This is a genomic window from Ardenticatenales bacterium (assembly GCA_020634515.1).
Taxonomy (GTDB): Bacteria; Chloroflexota; Anaerolineae; order Promineifilales; family Promineifilaceae; genus JAGVTM01.
This window is the reverse complement of record JACKBL010000001.1, coordinates 698,825-716,214: the sequence shown is the minus strand read 5'-3', so window position 1 is coordinate 716,214 and position 17,390 is coordinate 698,825. Positions and strand designations below refer to the sequence as shown.

At 57.0% G+C, this 17,390-nt stretch carries 12 protein-coding genes and 1 pseudogene; 3 read left to right on the top strand and 10 right to left on the bottom strand.

Annotated features, from left to right (window positions below; genetic code table 11):
• Positions 1–116 precede the first annotated feature (116 nt).
• The 3 genes and pseudogenes from H6650_02645 to H6650_02635 form a co-directional block, all read right to left on the bottom strand.
• Complete coding sequence (locus tag H6650_02645; GenBank protein ID MCB8950892.1) at positions 117–329, bottom strand: hypothetical protein; 213 nt, start codon at positions 327–329, stop codon at positions 117–119.
• Positions 271–619, bottom strand: a pseudogene (locus H6650_02640) (DUF5615 family PIN-like protein). Before H6650_02640 ends, H6650_02645 begins: the two are co-directional and overlap by 59 nt.
• Before the next feature lie 3 nt (positions 620–622).
• Positions 623–958, bottom strand: a complete 336-nt coding sequence (locus H6650_02635; protein MCB8950891.1) for a DUF433 domain-containing protein — start codon at positions 956–958, stop codon at positions 623–625.
• Positions 959–1,524: 566 nt separating this feature from the next.
• Between H6650_02635 and H6650_02630 the strand changes: the two genes are divergently transcribed.
• Positions 1,525–2,904 carry an exo-alpha-sialidase gene (locus tag H6650_02630; protein MCB8950890.1) on the top strand — a complete coding sequence of 460 codons (1,380 nt, stop codon included), beginning with the start codon at positions 1,525–1,527 and terminating at the stop codon, positions 2,902–2,904.
• Here the strand turns inward: H6650_02630 and H6650_02625 are convergent.
• From H6650_02625 to H6650_02595, 7 genes are all read right to left on the bottom strand, one after another.
• Positions 2,901–4,190 (bottom strand): radical SAM protein, encoded by a 1,290-nt coding sequence (locus tag H6650_02625; GenBank protein MCB8950889.1) that lies wholly within the window; start codon positions 4,188–4,190, stop codon positions 2,901–2,903. The two genes, H6650_02630 and H6650_02625, sit on opposite strands and share 4 nt — an antisense overlap.
• A gap of 398 nt (positions 4,191–4,588) precedes the next feature.
• Positions 4,589–5,278: a hypothetical protein gene (locus H6650_02620; protein ID MCB8950888.1), complete on the bottom strand. Its 690-nt coding sequence runs from the start codon at positions 5,276–5,278 to the stop codon at positions 4,589–4,591.
• A 337-nt stretch (positions 5,279–5,615) separates the two neighbouring features.
• Positions 5,616–6,350, bottom strand: a complete 735-nt coding sequence (locus H6650_02615; GenBank protein MCB8950887.1) for an ABC transporter ATP-binding protein — start codon at positions 6,348–6,350, stop codon at positions 5,616–5,618.
• Complete coding sequence (locus H6650_02610; protein MCB8950886.1) at positions 6,347–7,633, bottom strand: hypothetical protein; 1,287 nt, start codon at positions 7,631–7,633, stop codon at positions 6,347–6,349. Before H6650_02610 ends, H6650_02615 begins: the two co-directional genes overlap by 4 nt.
• Positions 7,633–8,859: a TldD/PmbA family protein gene (locus H6650_02605; protein MCB8950885.1), complete on the bottom strand. Its 1,227-nt coding sequence runs from the start codon at positions 8,857–8,859 to the stop codon at positions 7,633–7,635. The genes H6650_02610 and H6650_02605 overlap by 1 nt, the downstream gene beginning before the upstream one ends.
• A 1,011-nt stretch (positions 8,860–9,870) precedes the next feature.
• Positions 9,871–10,593, bottom strand: coding sequence for a 16S rRNA (guanine(527)-N(7))-methyltransferase RsmG (gene rsmG / locus H6650_02600; protein ID MCB8950884.1), 723 nt, complete (start codon positions 10,591–10,593; stop codon positions 9,871–9,873).
• A gap of 13 nt (positions 10,594–10,606) precedes the next feature.
• A complete protein-coding gene (locus tag H6650_02595; GenBank protein MCB8950883.1) occupies positions 10,607–12,520 on the bottom strand; it encodes a peptide ABC transporter substrate-binding protein in 1,914 nt (637 codons plus the stop codon).
• A gap of 706 nt (positions 12,521–13,226) precedes the next feature.
• On the opposite strand from H6650_02595, the gene H6650_02590 reads away from it, so the two are divergent.
• Together H6650_02590 and H6650_02585 are read left to right on the top strand one after the other, a co-directional pair.
• Entirely contained in the window at positions 13,227–15,281 is a 2,055-nt protein-coding gene (locus H6650_02590) for a glycosyltransferase family 39 protein (protein ID MCB8950882.1), read from the top strand.
• A 15-nt stretch (positions 15,282–15,296) separates the two neighbouring features.
• Positions 15,297–17,300, top strand: a complete 2,004-nt coding sequence (locus H6650_02585) for a glycosyltransferase family 39 protein (protein MCB8950881.1) — start codon at positions 15,297–15,299, stop codon at positions 17,298–17,300.
• Positions 17,301–17,390: the final 90 nt, after the last annotated feature.

The window sequence follows — 17,390 nt, the reverse complement described above, 5'->3', positions numbered from 1 at the left end:
ATTTTCACCAGAGAAAATTGGTCCAATCTAGCTTAGCAGTTACGTTGGATGAAGTCTAATCGCAAACCGCGGAACGGTCAAATCTTGTAAACACCAGCGGCATCAGCTATCCGCATTCAGGCATTTGCCAGGTCTTCTTCTAATTCGTCCGGGTCAATGCCAACGGGAGAGAGGCCAAAACGATCCAGCGCAAACATGAAGGCTACCCAGTCCATGCCAGCCGGCAAGTCTGGCAGCCATGCCCGTCGAAATCCGCCCCATTTCATATACTCATAGAGGCAAATAGATGACCAGCCCGGACCACTCTGATTGCTCGCTGCAATCTTCAATCAAAATGTGTTCCTGGATTACCTGTCGTAGAGAAGTGCGATCATTTATTACGAAGACGCCTGGCATTGATTGCCCGATCATAATCCGAATTATAAGCAAAGTCTGGCATCGTAGCTCGATCATGCGTCAACATGATCCGATCGTTCGCGGCTGCCCAGGCCAAAACTGTGGGATCGTCGGACCCCCTCAATCCAACATCCTGAACGCGCACTAAATCCAGATAGGGGCGACGGAGTAGAAGCCCACGTAAAATGTCCGCGTTGAGATTTTCGTCACTCAACCAACGCATGGTTTAAATCTTGTCTTGCAGGCGGGCTAATAAACGGTTGCGCATTTCCGTGGCGCTTCCTTGCTGATTTTCAATGCGCCGTTGCACGCTCTTGGCCAGACCTTCGCGTTCCGCCAGGTAAACCTCAATGTCTTCCCGATGACGCAAGTAGTAAGCAATGACCGCGTAGGCATCAGCCAATGTCACTGTCGGATAACGCTGCACGATGGCTTCGGGGGTTGCCCCATCTTCAAAGGCGTTAATAACGATCTCCAGCAACACGCGGGAATCCCCCACACGGAGCGCGCCTGACACATCTTGATAAAGAGGCGGGATCTCGGTTTGTAGTTGTATGGCCATTGGACATTTCCGGTGAGAAAGTTGATAGGTGGTGGTTGGCAGTTGATAGTTGGTAGTCGCCAGCGACCATCCAGATGAATCTGCGTCATCTGCGAAATCTGTGACTGTTTTCATTCATTGTGGTGAACCCTGCCTATGGGAAACTCCTCCGAAAATGATCTTCCCGGAAGCTTCGTCAGAGATGATGGCCCTGGGTAACAGCTTCGGGAAAGATGTTCTCATTGATGGTGATGCGCTGCGGCGCATGAAGTCTCCTGCGAAAACAGGCGGGGCTTGCATCCTGCTTGACTGTCCGAACAAGATGTTCGGACTACTTTTCATGAACAGCGTTTGCAAAGAAGTCAGAGAAGTTCGTTCATACCAAAGTCTAGTGAGATGTAAAGAGGTTGTCAAACGTTTGTCGTGTGAGGGCGTGCGGGAGGGATAGGGGGCGTTGCTTGTGGCCTGCCGGCATTTGCGCTATGCTCTCTGGAGATTGGACCAATTTCACGAGAGAAAATTGGTCCAATCTGGCTTAGCCGTTACAACAAAAATCAGTGTAACACGGGATAGCGTGGAGGTGGAAGATGCGGCGTTGGATTCTGGTGATGTGCTGGTTGGGCGTGGGGGTGTGGGCGCTGGCGCGCGCGCCGGAGGTAAAGCTGTCCGCCACGGAGGCGCGCAAGGAAGCGGGGCAGGCGGCGGTGGTCGCAGCGGCGGCGGAAGCGGCGACGCGGCAGCCGGATGGGTTTGACCTGGAGCGGCGGTGGAGCGGACATGACGATTGGGAGCCGGCGACGGCGGTGGACCCGAACGGGGGCGCGGTGTACCAGATGACGACGCGCTACAACGGTCCACCACCCTGTCCCACGTGCCCATTGCCGGCATTAATCTTTCGTCGTTCGCTGGATGGCGGCGCCACCTGGGAGCCGGACCAGTTCCTGGCGCAGACGCAGCGCAGCCAAAATGACCCGCAAATTGCCGTGGACGCCAACGGCACGGTGCATGTTGCCTGGCTGCACGATTACGTCCCCGGCGTCACCTACCAGCAGTCGCACGATGGGGGGCAGAGCTGGTCCGCGCCCATCCTGGTGGCCCCGCAAGATGGGGAGCCGCCACAGTGGTCGGACAGGCCGGTGCTACTGATTTCGCCGGATGGGATGGACGTGTACGTGGCCTTTAATGCGCGCGCGAGTTATGTGGCCGCGTCGCACGATGGCGGGCTGAGTTTTGCCCCGCCGGTGCGCACGAGCAGCGTTTTGCGCTACTGGTTCCACAGTGGCGGCGCGGTGGCGGCGGATGGCACGGCGTATGTGGCGGCGGCTTCGTACCGTTCGGATTATACGGGCAACAGCCGCCTTTATGTGCTACGTTCGACGGATGGGGGCGCGAGTTGGGATACAAAGTTGGTGGATGTGTCGGCGGAAATGCCGGCATGTGACTGGTCCCCCGGCTGTTATCTCGGTTTCCTGGGGCCGTCGATGGGGCTGGCCGTAGATAGGGTGGGGACGGTGTTGGTGGCGTATCATGCCGGCATTTCCCCCCAATCCCCGCAGCAACTCTACATCCGCGCCTCCGAAGATGGTGGTCTCACCTGGAGCGGACGGCGGCAAATCTCCAGCCAGGACCCCGCCGTCAACAACGCCTTCCCCGCCGTGGCCGCCGGCCCCGCGCCCGACGACTTCCGCGTCATCTGGCAGGACGACCGCATCCGCGAGCAGACCGGCTGGAACACCTGGTATCGCCGCACCACGGACGGCGGGCAGACGTGGAGCCTGCCTGTTCGCCTCTCCAACCAACCCTTTGGCGCATCCTACAAAGATTGGGCCGGCTATGCCTTCCCCTATGGCGATTATCTGGAACTGGAAGTTGGCGACGACGGAACGAACTACGCCATCTGGGGCGAAGGCGGCAGTTATGACGGGCCGGGCGGTACGTGGTATACGCGCGGCCAGGAGAATCGTTAATACAACCCGGCGCTTGCCGCCTGGGATGTTTTCCAGTTGCAGCGTTCGACCGTTCCACAGTATTGCAGCGCCTCAGCCATGCACCCTTTACAGAAAACCAGATTAGAGCAGGTTCCACACTGTTGCGGCGACGGAGAAAGCATAAGGGCAAATCGTTTGCCATTTCTTTGCGTTATCTCCGTCAGCGAATGGTCTTGAAGGCTCCCAATCGGCCAGTTCATCAAAGGGCAAGGGTGAACGTTGCCATCCGGCGAGATCTTCAGTATTCGATAACCGGCCCCACAGTTCTCTTGTTGCCGCGCATGGGGGTCCCCAATGAGATCGTCTTCAAACCCTGAAACGTGAAAACGGGGCGAATCGTACCTGGCTTTGAGCGCCCGTCTCTTTTCGGCCACCATCCGGCGCAAACTTGCGGGAGATCCCAGTCCATTGTCTATCGCCCTGCCGCGCTCTGAGATAACGCCTATGCGGTAGGTACGAACACCCCACGCCTTCAACTGTTGACATAACGGCTCAAGTTCATCAAATGAGGCTTGTGTGACAGTGGTGGCAACGTCAACGTCAATTCCCAGCGCAATCATTTTCTGGATAAAGGCAACCGCGCTTGAATAGCCATGGCGATTACCGCGCATTTGATTATGCGTATCTTCCAATCCGTCCAGACTAACCTGCACCCAACCCCCGGTGCCCTTCATGCGAGCAATGGCCTGGTTCGTTTTGGGCGAGTTCACAATACCACTGGTTGTGATACTCAAACGAATATCTCGTTGGATGAAAAACTCAATGATGGCGTCAACCCCAGGATAAATGAGAGGCTCGCCTCCCGTCAACTGCACCATATCAACGCCCATCGTGACCATTTCTTCACAGAGGGGCATTAACATTTCTTTGCTCATACTGGTCCCATGCCCGGCGTCGAGAAAACAATGCCGGCACGACAACGGACAATTATGCGTCAGTTCCAGCACAACAGCATCAGGGGTCCAGTAAGTCGTATTTCCCTGTACAGTTATTTCCGCCAACTCGCGGCTCGCGGATGGGGTGACAGTACCCAACCGTAACGAATAATCCAAAAACTCACGAACAAAATCCGTAACGATCTCCGGTTTTTCATCATACTTAATGATCAGTTGTTCAATTATATCGTCCGGGGTGTTCGTCCCGTTACATAGGCGGAGAATAGAGGCCGCCGATTCATTAACGTAAATCCTTCCTGTATTCACATAAATAGTCGAGTAGTCAGGTTGCAATTTGATTTTTCGCGGTGCTGAAATAATAGGGTACATGGGTTCTCATCATCCTCCAGCGAATCAGTGACAGGCCATGTCAGGCAAGAAACACGCCCGTGTCGGCGGATACGTGGTAGCGATGCACACGAGCGTGCTTCTTCGCTGACACACCATGACTAAATCACGGCGTGCTGTATAAAGTCCTGGTCAGGCAACCTTGTTATCACTATGCGCTACTACATAGCAGCATTCAAGACAACACCACAACCAATCCAGATACCAGTCGTCCACATGGCAAAAGCAACCGCCGGATCGATTAAACAAGCAGCTACATTGGATACATACTCTGGTTTTTGCATCGGTATCTCCTTTTAATTTTGATGAGTAAAAGAACCTGACCGGGAACCTCAACAGTAGGATTGAGGGAAAACCAAGCTAACGGTTCAATCCGTTAGCTAGATTTGCGTAAATAGAGGGATTCGCTTGATAGTTGTTGCGGCGAACCATGTTAACAACCCACAGAAAAGAATCACGCCTATGCTGAGCAGGAACATGTTGAGTACTGACCAAACCATGTGGTTATAAAGATATCCTAGGAAGACAAGAGGAATTAACACCAGAAGCATGGCTACCGTTGGTGAGATCCGCTCATCAGGGATTAGAATCGTCGTCATAATAACCACACAGCTTGCCAGATAAGCTGCTGTAAGTGGATTGATGATCAAAAACCAGTTTGTCGCCAGCGTCGTGGGGAGTCCATCAAGCAGAGAAAATGCGTTCAATCCAAGAAGGCCTAGCTGTGAAAGCGTGTAACCGATGACGATGGCCGGGATCATTTTGCCAATAATGATGGCCACCGGAGAAATACCGGTAGAAAGCAGCACCTCCAATGTTTTCGCTTTTTTCTCTCCCAGGATCGTGTCCAGTACGATTTGACCGCTCGTCATCAGCGCAAGTAGAGAAGGAAGAAACAGATACAAAGAAGATATCGGTACCAGGCTCCGACTTGTGTTTCCGTACACCAGAAAAACCGGCATCAGGAGCCAGACGAGCAACCAGTATAAATGGCGCATTGAATGCCTCAACTCCCATACCTCTTTGCGCGTGACTGTTATGATGTCCGTGATTACCTGTTGCATATTCATTTCGGTTTGGTATCTATTCATTCTCAGGGGACCCTGCCAACAAACCTTCCCGGAAGCCCCGTTTCAGGCCAAAAGCATCTCATCATGCAAGTCGTTTCGCGTCAAGACGGCTTCCGTGAAGGTGCTACTCAAGGAGTGAAGCGCCGCGGAGAGACTCCGCTCCGAAAGACACATCCGATCATAAGATTGGAATCGAGGGATGTGCCGGAAGAATGCTTGTACCACGCAAACACATCAATTGATCATGGCGCTTCCCGCCTCCACGTCGCATGAAAGAGTGCACGTGAAGGGTCCTATGTATTGGAAAGTCCCAAGTTAATTCCGAGCGAACCCCTAGTTACCTTGTCGTTGTCAATTCCAGATACTTCTCGCGCAGCAATTCAGGAGTAGCGTCCTCTATGGAACTCATGTGTAGGAGTCTGCCGTACTGAATAATGATCATCTGGTTACACACTTGCTGAACGGCATTCAGGTCATGGCTGCAAATGAGGAGCGTTGTTTCCTGAGCATTGGTCTCTTGCAGCACCTTCATGACGATAGAAAGACTCTCCGGATCAAGCCCATTAGTGGGTTCATCCAGGAGCAGGAGCCGTGGGTTGCAAATCAAGGCACAGGCCAGCGAGAGCCGTTGCTTCAGTCCCTTTGACCAGTAACCCACCTTTTCATCGCCTCTTTGCAGAAGTCCCAGCTTTTCCAGCCAGAATGTGGATCTGGCATGAATGTCAGTTGGATCAACATTCGCGGCGCGTGCCCGAAATACCAGGTTTTGAAACCCGGTCAATCTATCATATATCCCGCCTGTCTCCGGCATATAGGCTATCATGCCGCGTGGTATCAACGGGGAATCGGGAGCAAGACCATTGACCAGGATACGGCCTTGTTGCGGATGCAACAGCCCCAGAATCAACCGCAAAGTCGTCGTTTTTCCAGCGCCATTGTGACCCAGAATTGCCAGCGATTGTCCACGGTGGATACACATCGTTAAGTCGTCAACCGCGTTTTCTTTTTCGTTGTACGAAAACATGACGTTTTCGAAATTAATCACGCACTCGCTCATCAAATTGCTGTTCATTTGATTATGAAGTCCAAGGCAGGTACGCACACCGAACCAACCCATTCGGGCGTGGAGGTAGGTTTCATGCCGGCAAAAATAGCATCAACGTCTAGCCCCAGTCGAAACATCATGGGGATCTTCTTGGATGCAGTGACGCTGTAACCCGTTGCCACACCACTTAATATCCCTGTTCCCATGTCGATCAGACTTTGCCCCCCCAGGTATTCCACATAATGCGCATAATCCTCCTCTGCATCCTGACCAGAAGGCTCTATCATCAGATTGCTGGGCGTGATTCTCGTTTCAAAGTTGGGGGGAACCAGGTGCGCATTGCCAGGGCTACCAAAACCAATAACCGCCCAGGTACTCGTATCACACAGGGCATTCACGAAAACACCCTTCTTGATCAAGTATTTCCGTTTAGCGAGAACACCTTCAGCATCAAACGGAATTTGGGCGGCGCTTCCCGGCGCGACAGGGTCGTCCACGATGGAAAGAGCAGGATTTCCTACCTGTTTATTGAACTGCTCCTGGCGCAAGAAAGAACGCCGATGCAGAATGTTTTGCCCATTGAATGCTTGCGCCATCAGCGATAACAGTTGTGCGGCAGCGATGGGGGAAAAGCGAACGCGCCCCTTTAAGTTTTCAACGGACCTGGCTGTACTACACCATAGGCGGGCGGTAAAATGGTCTTCCGCCAGGATATTCACCAGATTTGTGCCCGGCATGACGCCATGACACATCAGAAAAGTGGGTTGCCTTGAATAACGAGGGTCCGGTTGGGTCAAACCCGTAACCATTGACCGGTCTGCCTGATACCGCCCGATTATTCCCTTGGAATTGAAGAAAGTTACGCCCCAGGCTTCATATCCAAACAACAAGGAATGAAGTTGGCAATCAAAGGTCTGCCCAATCAGTAAAGCTTCGTTTTCGATCCAGTCAATCCAGGTATCGAGAGGCAATGCTTCCTTTGTGATCGAGTTGCCTTTTTCCGGCAGCGCATTGTCGGTGCATATTTGCGGGGGATAATGGAGAACGGGGTTCGACAGGGCCGAGCGAACAGCCATTTCAGACAGCACCTCTGCTGACGTACTGTTGAGTGCGGAACCACTCGCTGACCCCAGTTTCCCATCCCGCAGGACACGCACGCTCAAATGCGTATGAGAAACCTGCTCTTTAATGCGAATTGTCTGTTCTGGACCAACTCTTGCCGAAACCCCGGTTCTAACCGACGCCTCTGCTTCGGAACAACCCATCCGCAGACAATTGCTCACAATGTCTTCCAGGAACCTGTCCTCCATTAGATATTCCTTGTGGCTATAAGATCATGTACTCTGATAGTAGGAGAACCGGCGCAAACCGGAAGGATCTGACCTGCTTTCGCGCATTGCAAGGGTATCATCTTAAAATCGCTACCAATCGTGTCAATTGTTCTCATCGCGGTAAGCGCATTGCCGTATAGTGTGACGCCACGTACCGGGGTTGTTATTTGTCCATCAACGATGACGTATCCATTACCACATATGAGCATGAAATCGCCCGTCATGGGGTTGACGTTGCCCGCTATGAGTTGTGACACCAGGAAACCGCTTTCCGTGTCCGCGATTATCTGGTTGAGATCATTCCCTGTTCCGGTCGGCGACACAAAGGTGGAACGCATTCTGGGAACAGCCTTATGCTTATAAGATTGTCGCCTTGCGCATCCGGCGCCAACACCATCTCCCAACAAAGCCGCGGTTTCCCGGTCGCAAATGTATCCGCTCAAGGTTCCCGCGGACACAAGCGGAATACGGTTCAACGGTTCGCCTTCATCATCCACGGCGGCAAGTCCGATATGTTCTGAAAATCCGGCCGGATCATCAGCCACATTCAGGAAATCAGGACCAATTCGGTCGCCCAGATGGATATGCTTGCCAAAAACGGAAACGCCCTGGCTAACCAGATCGCCTTCCAACATATGCCCAAATACTTCATGGATAAAATAGCCACCCGTTCCCGGAGGAAATATCACGGTTCCAGGTATAGTGAGGGATGGAGAGGTCGTGATGTTTACATCGCCGAGTTCCGCCAGCATGGCGTCAGTGTTGGAAGCAAACTCAGCGAGTACATCTTCGGACGAGTCAATCCACACATCGCGGTAAAATGTTTGCCCATTGGGCGATGTTAGGACGCTACGGCCCATGCTCCATATGCGTGTGTCATCCACTTGCCGCTCCGCTGTTGTGATCCGAACATATTCGGATTGCTGCATAATGAATGATGTTAACGCCAGATTCCTGTTGCGAACACGCTTCCCCAATGCCAACAATTCCATCCCCATACGCTCAATGTCCGATGAGCACGAGAAAATGTTACGTTCCCAGAGGGCCTGGACAATAGCTGAATTGGGAGCAAGGTCGCGTGATCGCAAAGAACCCGTTTCATCCAGGGCAATGCCGGCCTTGACGGATAAATCCACGCTGGCGTCCGTGTCCACGATACGCAAATATCCCTTGCATACCGTTTGCGAGAATTCCACGCTTTTCACAAGATTTTCCTTAGGGTTCGTGGTAACGGCTAAACCAGATTGGACCAATCTCCGTCTCCAGAGAGCGTTAGTCGTTACGGTTCATGCAAAATTAACTTTGGACTATCCGCCATGTAAGAACCCTCCCAGCGCATCCGTTATTTGCCATCTTAAATACGGATGCGCCGACGGTATCATTGCCGCGGAGAGTTCTTCCCCGTGAAACCAGGATGCAGATGAACCCATCAGCCAGGAAAACACGCTTGAAGAGAGACTGGTATTAGCAATTCTCATTGATCGTGATGATTGGACATAGCTACTTCCACCCCTGGCTACTATTTTCCCCGATAAGGAACGGACATTGATCGCTCCTTCAATCTGACAACGTAATTTTATAGTGACTATACAGGTCATCTGCCCAGATTGGACCAATTTGCTCTGGTTGAATCTTATTGATGTCTACAAATCTCTCGGAGACGTGAATAGTTGACTCTACTGAAAAAAGGCCCAAAACCGGGTTTTTACACATGAACCACTCTGGTAATTTCAGCCGGACCATCGAAAAACCCGGTTTTTTCAGTGAACTCAATAGTCACATTTTATATTTCTCTCTAGCAGACTGCTAAACCAGATTGGACCAATTTTCTCTGCTGAAAATGGAATTGAGCGCGGGAAATTGGTCCCGTCTCCAGAGAGCGTTAGTAGTTACCTCTCCAGCTAACCTAAGTAACTGTCCGCGCAAAATATGATGTCGTTTTGAGCCAACTACAAGTAGCGATCAAAAATACGCTACATCGTATAAAGCTGACGAAATTTAGCACGAACGATGCATTATGACATTCTATCCGCTAGTACTTTGGTCTATTTTGTGAAAGGCTCTCTGCCTGATACCCGAAAATAGGGCGCCAAACCGGGCCGGATTGCAACTGCTCACGCTCTCGTGGAATGAGACGCCTGGGGTCTGAGATTGAGCTTCTGGAAAGGTCTCTTGGACCATACGTCTCTGCCGGCGGTTTCTTTTCCAACAATCTGCTAGAGCGGTTTTTTTGCCGGCATTCCCACCCGACGTGGATACATAACTGGCGTAGGCCGCTCCTTCGGAACCACCACCAGATAATGCGGCAGGTACTGCCGCGGCAACACCCGTTGCGGTAGCTGCACCGGCGTCAACTGCACCGCACCACCACCCAACACCGCCAACGCGCCCGCCGCGCTGGCCGCTTCCGCCGCCGCGCTCTCCCCCTTTTGCGCCAGCATCGCTCCCCCCACGCGGCACAGTGGCAGCAAATATTCCGCCAGCACGCGCAACTCCGCCACGCTACGCGCCGCCGCCCAATCATACCGTTCCCGGTGCGCCGAATGCTGGCCCAGCGTCTCCGCCCGCTCCGCCAGAATCGTCACATCCGTCAATCCCAGCGCCTCCACGACAGCAGCCAGAAAGCGCGTCTTCTTCGCCACGCTGTCCACCAACGTCAACCGCATCGTAGGGAAAAGGATTTTCAGCGGCAATCCAGGGAAACCCGCCCCCGTGCCCACGTCAATCAATCGCCGCTCCTCCAGGTTGCCCATGACCAGGGCGCAGGTGAGGCTGTCCAGAAAATGGCGTATCTGAATTTCCGGGGGCGTCTTGATCGCCGTCAGATTGATGCGCTCGTTCCAGTCCAGCAGCAGCGTCTGGTACAGCGCAAACTGGGTTAACTGCGCTTCCGTCAGAGACAGCCCCAGCCCTTCCGCCTCCACGGCCAGCAATGTCATTTCCGTCATACGGTTACTGAGTCCGTTCCAACTGTTTACTAGCCCAATCAACGAGATAGGTGTCGTACTGTTCGCCGCCGAAATAGGCCGGCGCATATTGCAGCCAGGATTGTTGCATCACCAGTCGCGCCCGTGCATACAGCGGCGTCAACGGTTCGATGCCATCCTGCGCGAATAATGCACGCTCGATGTCGCGGTAGAGACCCCAACGATCATCTTGCGAGGCACTCTGCTCGGCAGCCATAATCAGGTCGTCCACTTCGCCGCAAGACCGCCGCTGCCGATTCTCGCTCTCGGTGCAGTGCAGCACGTCGCCAAACCAGTTTTGCGCGTCGGGATAGTAGGATGCCCAACCCAGGCTCCACACATCGGGGCGTTCCGTGCCGGCATCGGGGCGCGTTTGCGCCAGCAGCGTGCCAAACTGCACTTGTTCAATCTGGATCAGCTCTTGGGGACATTTCAACTCGTCCGCCCACATCTGGCGGATCAACTCCGCCTGCTGCAAATCAATGTCGGAGGCGCTGACCATATAGCGGATGGGCGGCATCAGGCGGCAGTCGCGAAAGGGGCTGGCAGCCAACTGCTGGCGGGCGTAGTCGCCATTGTAGCCCGTGCCTACTTCGTCGCGGCGCAGGGAACCAACGATGCCTTCCGGCGCGAAGTGGCGCATGGGCGCGCCTTCGCCGCCGTAGACTTCCTCAACGAGGCGGACGCGGTCAATAGCTGCCCCAAAGGCGCGTCGCATTTCCGGCAAACCAAAGACGGGACTGTCGAAGTTATAGGCAAGGTAAAAAACCTGCTGCTCGGAGATGACATCGAAGCGGGGGGGGATTTCCGCCATGACGTTTGCGCGCGCGGATGCCGGCACAGGGGCCAAATCCAACGCCTTCTCTCGCCATAATTCATAAGCCGCTTTCGTGTCTACGTGGTAGATGTTCACCACGTCCACGTTGCCGCGAAAAAGCAACGGCCAGAATGGGTTACGCAGCAGGATGGTCTGTATCCCTTTGGTGGAGGTGGGGCTGATGAGAAAGGGGCCATTGGTGAGGATGTTTGCCGGCAAATCCCAATCCTCGCCATATTCCTCAATGATTTCCGCCGGCAGCGGGCGCAATACCCACAAACTGGTCAAGGCCAGAAAATGATTAGCCGGGCGCGTCAGATGCACAACGACCGTCCGCCTGTCCGGCGCGGCGACGGCCAGCAACGAAAAGTCAACGGCGGACGGGTTGGGGGCACGGTTGACAGCCTCGCAGCCTTCCATGATGTACAGAATGAAAACATAAGGCGTGTCTGTGCGGCTGTCGCAGGCGCGGCGGAAGGCATACACCACATCCGCCGCCGTCACCGGGCGTACGCGCGCCACCTGCCCCCCGGTCACGGGCCGCACCCAGTAGAGATCATCGCGCAGATGGAAGGTCCAGGTGCGCCCATCGGCGCTCACCTCCCAGTTGGTTGCCAACGCGGGTTCAATACGCGCATTCTCTTGATTCTGGCGCGTCAGGCCAATGAACAGGTTCTCCACCAGGTCCAGCGCTTCGGCGTCAATGGTGCGCTGTGGGTCCAGTCGGGGGAGTTCGCCGCTCTGGAAGCTGATGTCCAGGGCCACCGGCTCTGATTCGGCGCTCACCGGCAGGGGGACGGTCGTAATGGGGACCTCGACGGTGCGCTCGACCAGGCGAGTAACGACGCGCGTGCCCCCTTCTACCTGCAACACTTCGGTAACCACGATGTTGTTGTCGTTGGACTGACGACAGGAGGCAAGCAGGACGATGCCCAACGCGGCCAGGGCAATACGGCGGCAGCGAGCGATGAATCGGCGGGAAAGTCGCCGTCGCCAGGTGGAGCGGGGCGCATCGGGCGGAAGGGTGAGATGGGGAGTAGGGGGAGGGAAGAATGCCGGCATTTCCAAATCCGTACACATCATGAGTAAAATCCGGTCAAAATGACCAACGCCATGCTACCCTATCCCACAGAACATGACAAATTTTGAGCGTTCCGCCCCACCCTGAACATCAATGCACGAACCTGTCGGGAGCAACATGCGCTTCGACAAGCTCAGCCCACAAGAGGATTCGTCGTTACATCCTTAGGATTGACGCTGAAATCAAGTACGGAATGGCATCGTCAGTTTGAGGGAACGGTAAGGAAACAACTTCGTCCTCTGATTTAATTTCCGTTCCTTAGAAAGCAATGCCGGCATCACCAGGCAGAGGTAAAATACAAAATCGGTCAATCCTGGTAACGGCTAAGCCAGATTGGACCAATTTTCTCTGGCGAAATTGGTCCAATCTCCACAGAGCGTTAGTAGTCACCAATCCTGTATTCTTTCGCGGCTATCCATGATACCGACTATCACGCATAGCGACTAACGTGGATAGCCGCTATCCATGATACCGACTATCACGCATAGCGACTAACGTGGATAGCCGCTATCCATGATACCGACTATCACGCATAGCGACTAACGTGGATAGCCGCTATCCAAACAGCCTATTAGTAACCGTTCACGAAAAGAGTGACTCGTATGCGGACGGTTAACAAGGAATTCGAGGAGCGAAAATGCCGCTTGTAAGAGCGTCGCACTTCTGGAAGGCAAGCAATGACGTGCTTCCTTTCCCGGCGTGGCCACAATGGAAGACCAACCGGCCATGAAGTTCGCCAGGAACATTCCCCCACGATGGCGCGTAGGGGGCTGGTTGCTGCTCATCCTGCTGGTCGCGGCGACGCTACGCCTGGTCGCCCTCAGCCACGTCCCCCCCGGCTTCACGCACGACGAGGCGGACCACGGCCTGGATGCCTGGGGCGTGGTCAACGGCATTCGCCCCATCTACTTCACGGTCGGCTACGGGCGCGAGCCGCTGTTCGACTACAGCACGGCCATTTTGATGGCCTTCTTGGGGCCTACCTACCTGGCGGGGCGGCTGACGGCGGTTTTTTACAGCCTGCTGATGGTGGCGGGCAGTTATGCCTGGGTGCGGCGGGCGTTTGAGCGGCGGCTGGCGCTGCTGACAGCGGCGGGGTTGGCGGTGAGTTTCTGGGGGGTGATGACGGGGCGGCAGGCGTTGCGGTCGGTGACGATGCCGGCATTTTTCCTCCTCGCCGCCACCTGTTACTGGAACGGCCTGCGCCCACCTCACCAGAAACGTTGGTTCATTTATGCCGGCATCTTCCTCGGCATCACCTTCTACACCTACCTCCCCGCCCGCCTCACCTGGGCGCTCTTCCCCGGCCTCCTCCTGTTCACCGCCCTCCTGCGCCGCGACGCCCTCCCCCACCGCTGGCGCGGCACAGCCATCACCCTCCTCCTTGCCGGCATCATCGGCTCCCCCCTCTTTTACCACCTGCAAACCACCGCCGCCGAAGCCCGCCTCACCCAGCTAAGCGGCCCCCTGAACGCCGCCGCCGCCGGGGACTTCGCCCCCCTCTGGCACAACTTCCGCGCCAGCCTGCGCCTCTTTACCCTCACCGGGGACACCCTCTGGCGCTACAACATTCCCGGCAAACCGTGGCTAGGGTGGGGCATGGGCATCCTCTTTTACCTCGGCCTGCTGCTGGCACTGATTCAGATTGGGCGCTGGCTGGCGCAACGCAACCCCGCCGCGGCGGATCGGGCGGAATCGCTGATTTTCGCCCTTGCCTGGCTGGTTGCCGGCATGGTTCCCGCCTTCATCACCGGACCGGAAGCCAGCACCACCCGCGCCATCGCCATGCAGCCCATCCTCTACCTCTTCCCCGCGCTGCCCCTCATCGCCGCCTACGATTGGCTGGCAGCATCCGCCAGGGGAAGGCGCGAGACTGTCTGGCGGCGGGTCGGTCCGCTCCTGGCCCTGCTCCTGTTCGCCGCCGTGGGCGCGCAAACCGCGCGCGACTACTTCCATACCTGGGCCAACAACCCCGAAGTGCGCGTGCAGTATGAGAGTACGCTCGTTGCCGGCATAAACTACCTCAACGAACATGGCAGCGGTGCGGCAGCCATCTCCACCGCCACCCCCGACCGCTTCCACAGCCCCTCCACCGCGCTCATGACCCTGCGCAACCCCGCCGTCGATCTGCGCTGGTTCAACGGAGCCGGCAGCCTCCTGCTGCCCCAGGCGGAGCAGGCCACCCTCCTCTTCCCCGGTTTCGCTCCGCTCCATCCCGACCTGGCGCGCTATTTTACCGCCGTCGCGCCGCCGGTCGTGCTGCCGCTGCGCCCCACCGACGAGGACCGCCCCCTGACGATTTACACCGTTGTCCCGCTCGATTTGCAGGCGCAGTGGGGCGACCAGTTTCAACCATTCCGCGCCGACCTGGATAACGCCGCGTCCCTCCTCGGCTACGAGGTGCAGACCCCCGCCCTGGCCGCCGGCGAAACGGCGCGACTGGCAACCTGGTGGCAGGCGCGTCAATCACGCGATGGCCTCGTTTTCTTCACCCATCTGACCCTGGACGGACCGCCCCTGGCGCAGGCCGACCGCCTGGATGTCCCCAGCTACTACTGGCACGCGGGCGATCAGTTCATCCAATTGCACACCTTCACCGTTCCGCCCGATCTGCCTCCCGGCGCCTACGCGCTCATCATCGGCGCGTATGTTTGTCCCGCGCCGCCGTGCGCGCAGCCGCCGCGCCTGACCATCTTCACCGATGACGCCGCCCCCGCCGACCACCTGCGGCTGCCCACGCCCATCGTCGTCACCGCACCCTAGCCCACCGCCGCCGCCATGTTCCCCCATTCCTCTCGCCGACTCCGCCCCAACTGGCCCCTGCTGCTGATTACGCTGGCGGCCTTCGCCCTGCGCGTGTGGCGGCTGGACGCCGTTCCCCCAGGCTGGCGAGACGATGAGTTGATTAACGTCTTCGTCATCTCCCAAAAAGTCCTCAATGGACAGTGGGCGCTCTTCTACCCGGACGCCTCCGGCCACGAATTCCTCTATCACGCCCTGAACGCGCTTCTTTTCGCCCTGTTTGGGGCCAATGCCCTCGGCTTTCGTCTGCTGTCCGCGCTGTTTGGTACGCTGGCCGTGCCTCTCACCTACCAATTGGGGCGTCGCCTTTTTAGCCACCGCCTGGGCCTGATCGCCGCTGCCGCGCTGGCCGCCAGTTTCTGGTCGCTGGTCTACTCCCGCATTGGCCTGCGCCACATTAGTGTGACGGTGTGGGCGCTGCTGGCGTTCATTTTCTTCTGGCAAGGGCTGCAAATGCCGGCACAAATTCCCGCCCCAGGATCATGGCCCCGCCGATGGCTCAGCCGTTATGGCGCGTTCACGGGCGCGGCCTTTTTTGCCGGCCTGGGTTTCTACACCTATTTTGCCGGGCGGGGCTTGCCGTTGATTTTGCTGGCCTTTTGCGGCTACCTGGCGCTGTGGCAGCATCCGCTGCTGCGCGCCCACTGGCGCGGCCTGGCGCTTGCCTTTGGCCTGATGCTGCTGCTGGCGCTGCCCCTGGCGGTCACGCTGCGTCAGCAACCGGAGGCGCAGGGGCGGGTGGCGGAGCTGGCTGCGCCACTGGCGGCGGCGCGCGCGGGGGATTTCGCGCCGCTGTGGCGGCAGACGGCAACCACGCTGCGCATGTTCGACGCGGATGGCGACCCGGAGTGGTTATATAACATTCCCCATCGCCCGGTGTTTGGCCCGGGGGGCGCGGCGCTGCTCTGGTTGGGAGTGGGGTTGGCGTTGTGGCAGGGGGGGCGACTGAGTTTCGCGGCAAAGGGGGCGCGGGCGGGGGCGCTGCCATATGTGTTTTTGTTGGGGTGGTGGATTGCCGGCATTTCCCCCGCCTTCATCAGCATCCCCCCCGCCAGCTTTGGTCACACCATCATCGCCCAGCCCGCCACCTTTCTCGTCGCCGCCCTGCCCCTGGATTGGCTCGCCCGACGGCGCGGGCGCGGCGCGGGCGTGCTGGCCGCCTTGTTGGGCATCGCCTTCGTCCTCTCCGTGGGCACGCGCGACCTGCCCGCCTACTTCGAGGACTGGGCCAGCCGCGGCAACACCCGCTTTCTCTACCACGCCAATATGCGCGACGTGGCCGATTACGCCGCCACGCATCCCGATCTGACCGATTTTGGCGTCACCGATCTGCTGGCCGGTCCCTGGAGCCGCCTGGCGCTGCAAATGGACCTGGCGAACGCCGCCCGCACCGATGCCCGCCCACGCCTGTATGACCCCCGGCGCGCCATTTTCCTGGCGCTGGGGGACGATCCCGCCGTCAATTTCCACGGCTACCCGGAAGTGCCCGACGCCTTCGTGCCGCTGTATGGGCCGCCGCTGGCGCAAGTGGGCGGCTTTACGTTGGCGCGGGTGATGTCGTCGCCGCTGCCGGCATCCGCGCCGCTGGCTTGCTTTGAGAATGGATTGTGCGCCCTGGCCACCAATTATGACACGGCGGCGGGCGTGCTGGAGATCACCTGGCGAGTTGCCCGTACCTTAGATTTGCCGCCGCTGCCGCTGATCAGCAATCCGCCGCCGCCGGGCGTGTACGCGGGGCCGCGGTTGTGGGTGTTCGCGCAGTTGGTGGATGGCGCCGGACATTTTCTCAGCGGGGATGACGGGTTCTGGGTGGACCCGCAAACGCTGGAGGTGGGGGATGTTTTTCGCCAGCGGCATGTGTTGCGTCCGCCGGAGGGGACGACGGCGGCGGCAGTGCTGTTTGGACTTTATGATCCTTTAACGGGTGTCAGGGTGCGGGGAAATGCCGGCACAGACCACATCCAACTCCCTCTGCCCTAAGTAACCGTCCGAAAACAACTTCACACTTTTCACGGACGGTTAATGCCCAGCTATTGTAGATAGCCGCTATTGTAGATAGCCGCTATTGTA

Excerpts from the sequence above, each read along its gene's own strand:
- H6650_02635 (MCB8950891.1), bottom strand. The coding sequence starts at position 958 with ATGGCCATACAACTACAAACCGAGATCCCGCCTCTTTATCAAGATGTG.
- H6650_02630 (MCB8950890.1), top strand. The coding sequence starts at position 1,525 with ATGCGGCGTTGGATTCTGGTGATGTGCTGGTTGGGCGTGGGGGTGTGG.
- H6650_02625 (MCB8950889.1), bottom strand. The coding sequence starts at position 4,190 with ATGTACCCTATTATTTCAGCACCGCGAAAAATCAAATTGCAACCTGAC.
- H6650_02620 (MCB8950888.1), bottom strand. The coding sequence starts at position 5,278 with ATGAATATGCAACAGGTAATCACGGACATCATAACAGTCACGCGCAAA.
- H6650_02615 (MCB8950887.1), bottom strand. The coding sequence starts at position 6,350 with ATGAACAGCAATTTGATGAGCGAGTGCGTGATTAATTTCGAAAACGTC.
- H6650_02610 (MCB8950886.1), bottom strand. The coding sequence starts at position 7,633 with ATGGAGGACAGGTTCCTGGAAGACATTGTGAGCAATTGTCTGCGGATG.
- rsmG (MCB8950884.1), bottom strand. The coding sequence starts at position 10,593 with ATGACATTGCTGGCCGTGGAGGCGGAAGGGCTGGGGCTGTCTCTGACG.
- H6650_02595 (MCB8950883.1), bottom strand. The coding sequence starts at position 12,520 with ATGATGTGTACGGATTTGGAAATGCCGGCATTCTTCCCTCCCCCTACT.
- H6650_02590 (MCB8950882.1), top strand. The coding sequence starts at position 13,227 with ATGGAAGACCAACCGGCCATGAAGTTCGCCAGGAACATTCCCCCACGA.
- H6650_02585 (MCB8950881.1), top strand. The coding sequence starts at position 15,297 with ATGTTCCCCCATTCCTCTCGCCGACTCCGCCCCAACTGGCCCCTGCTG.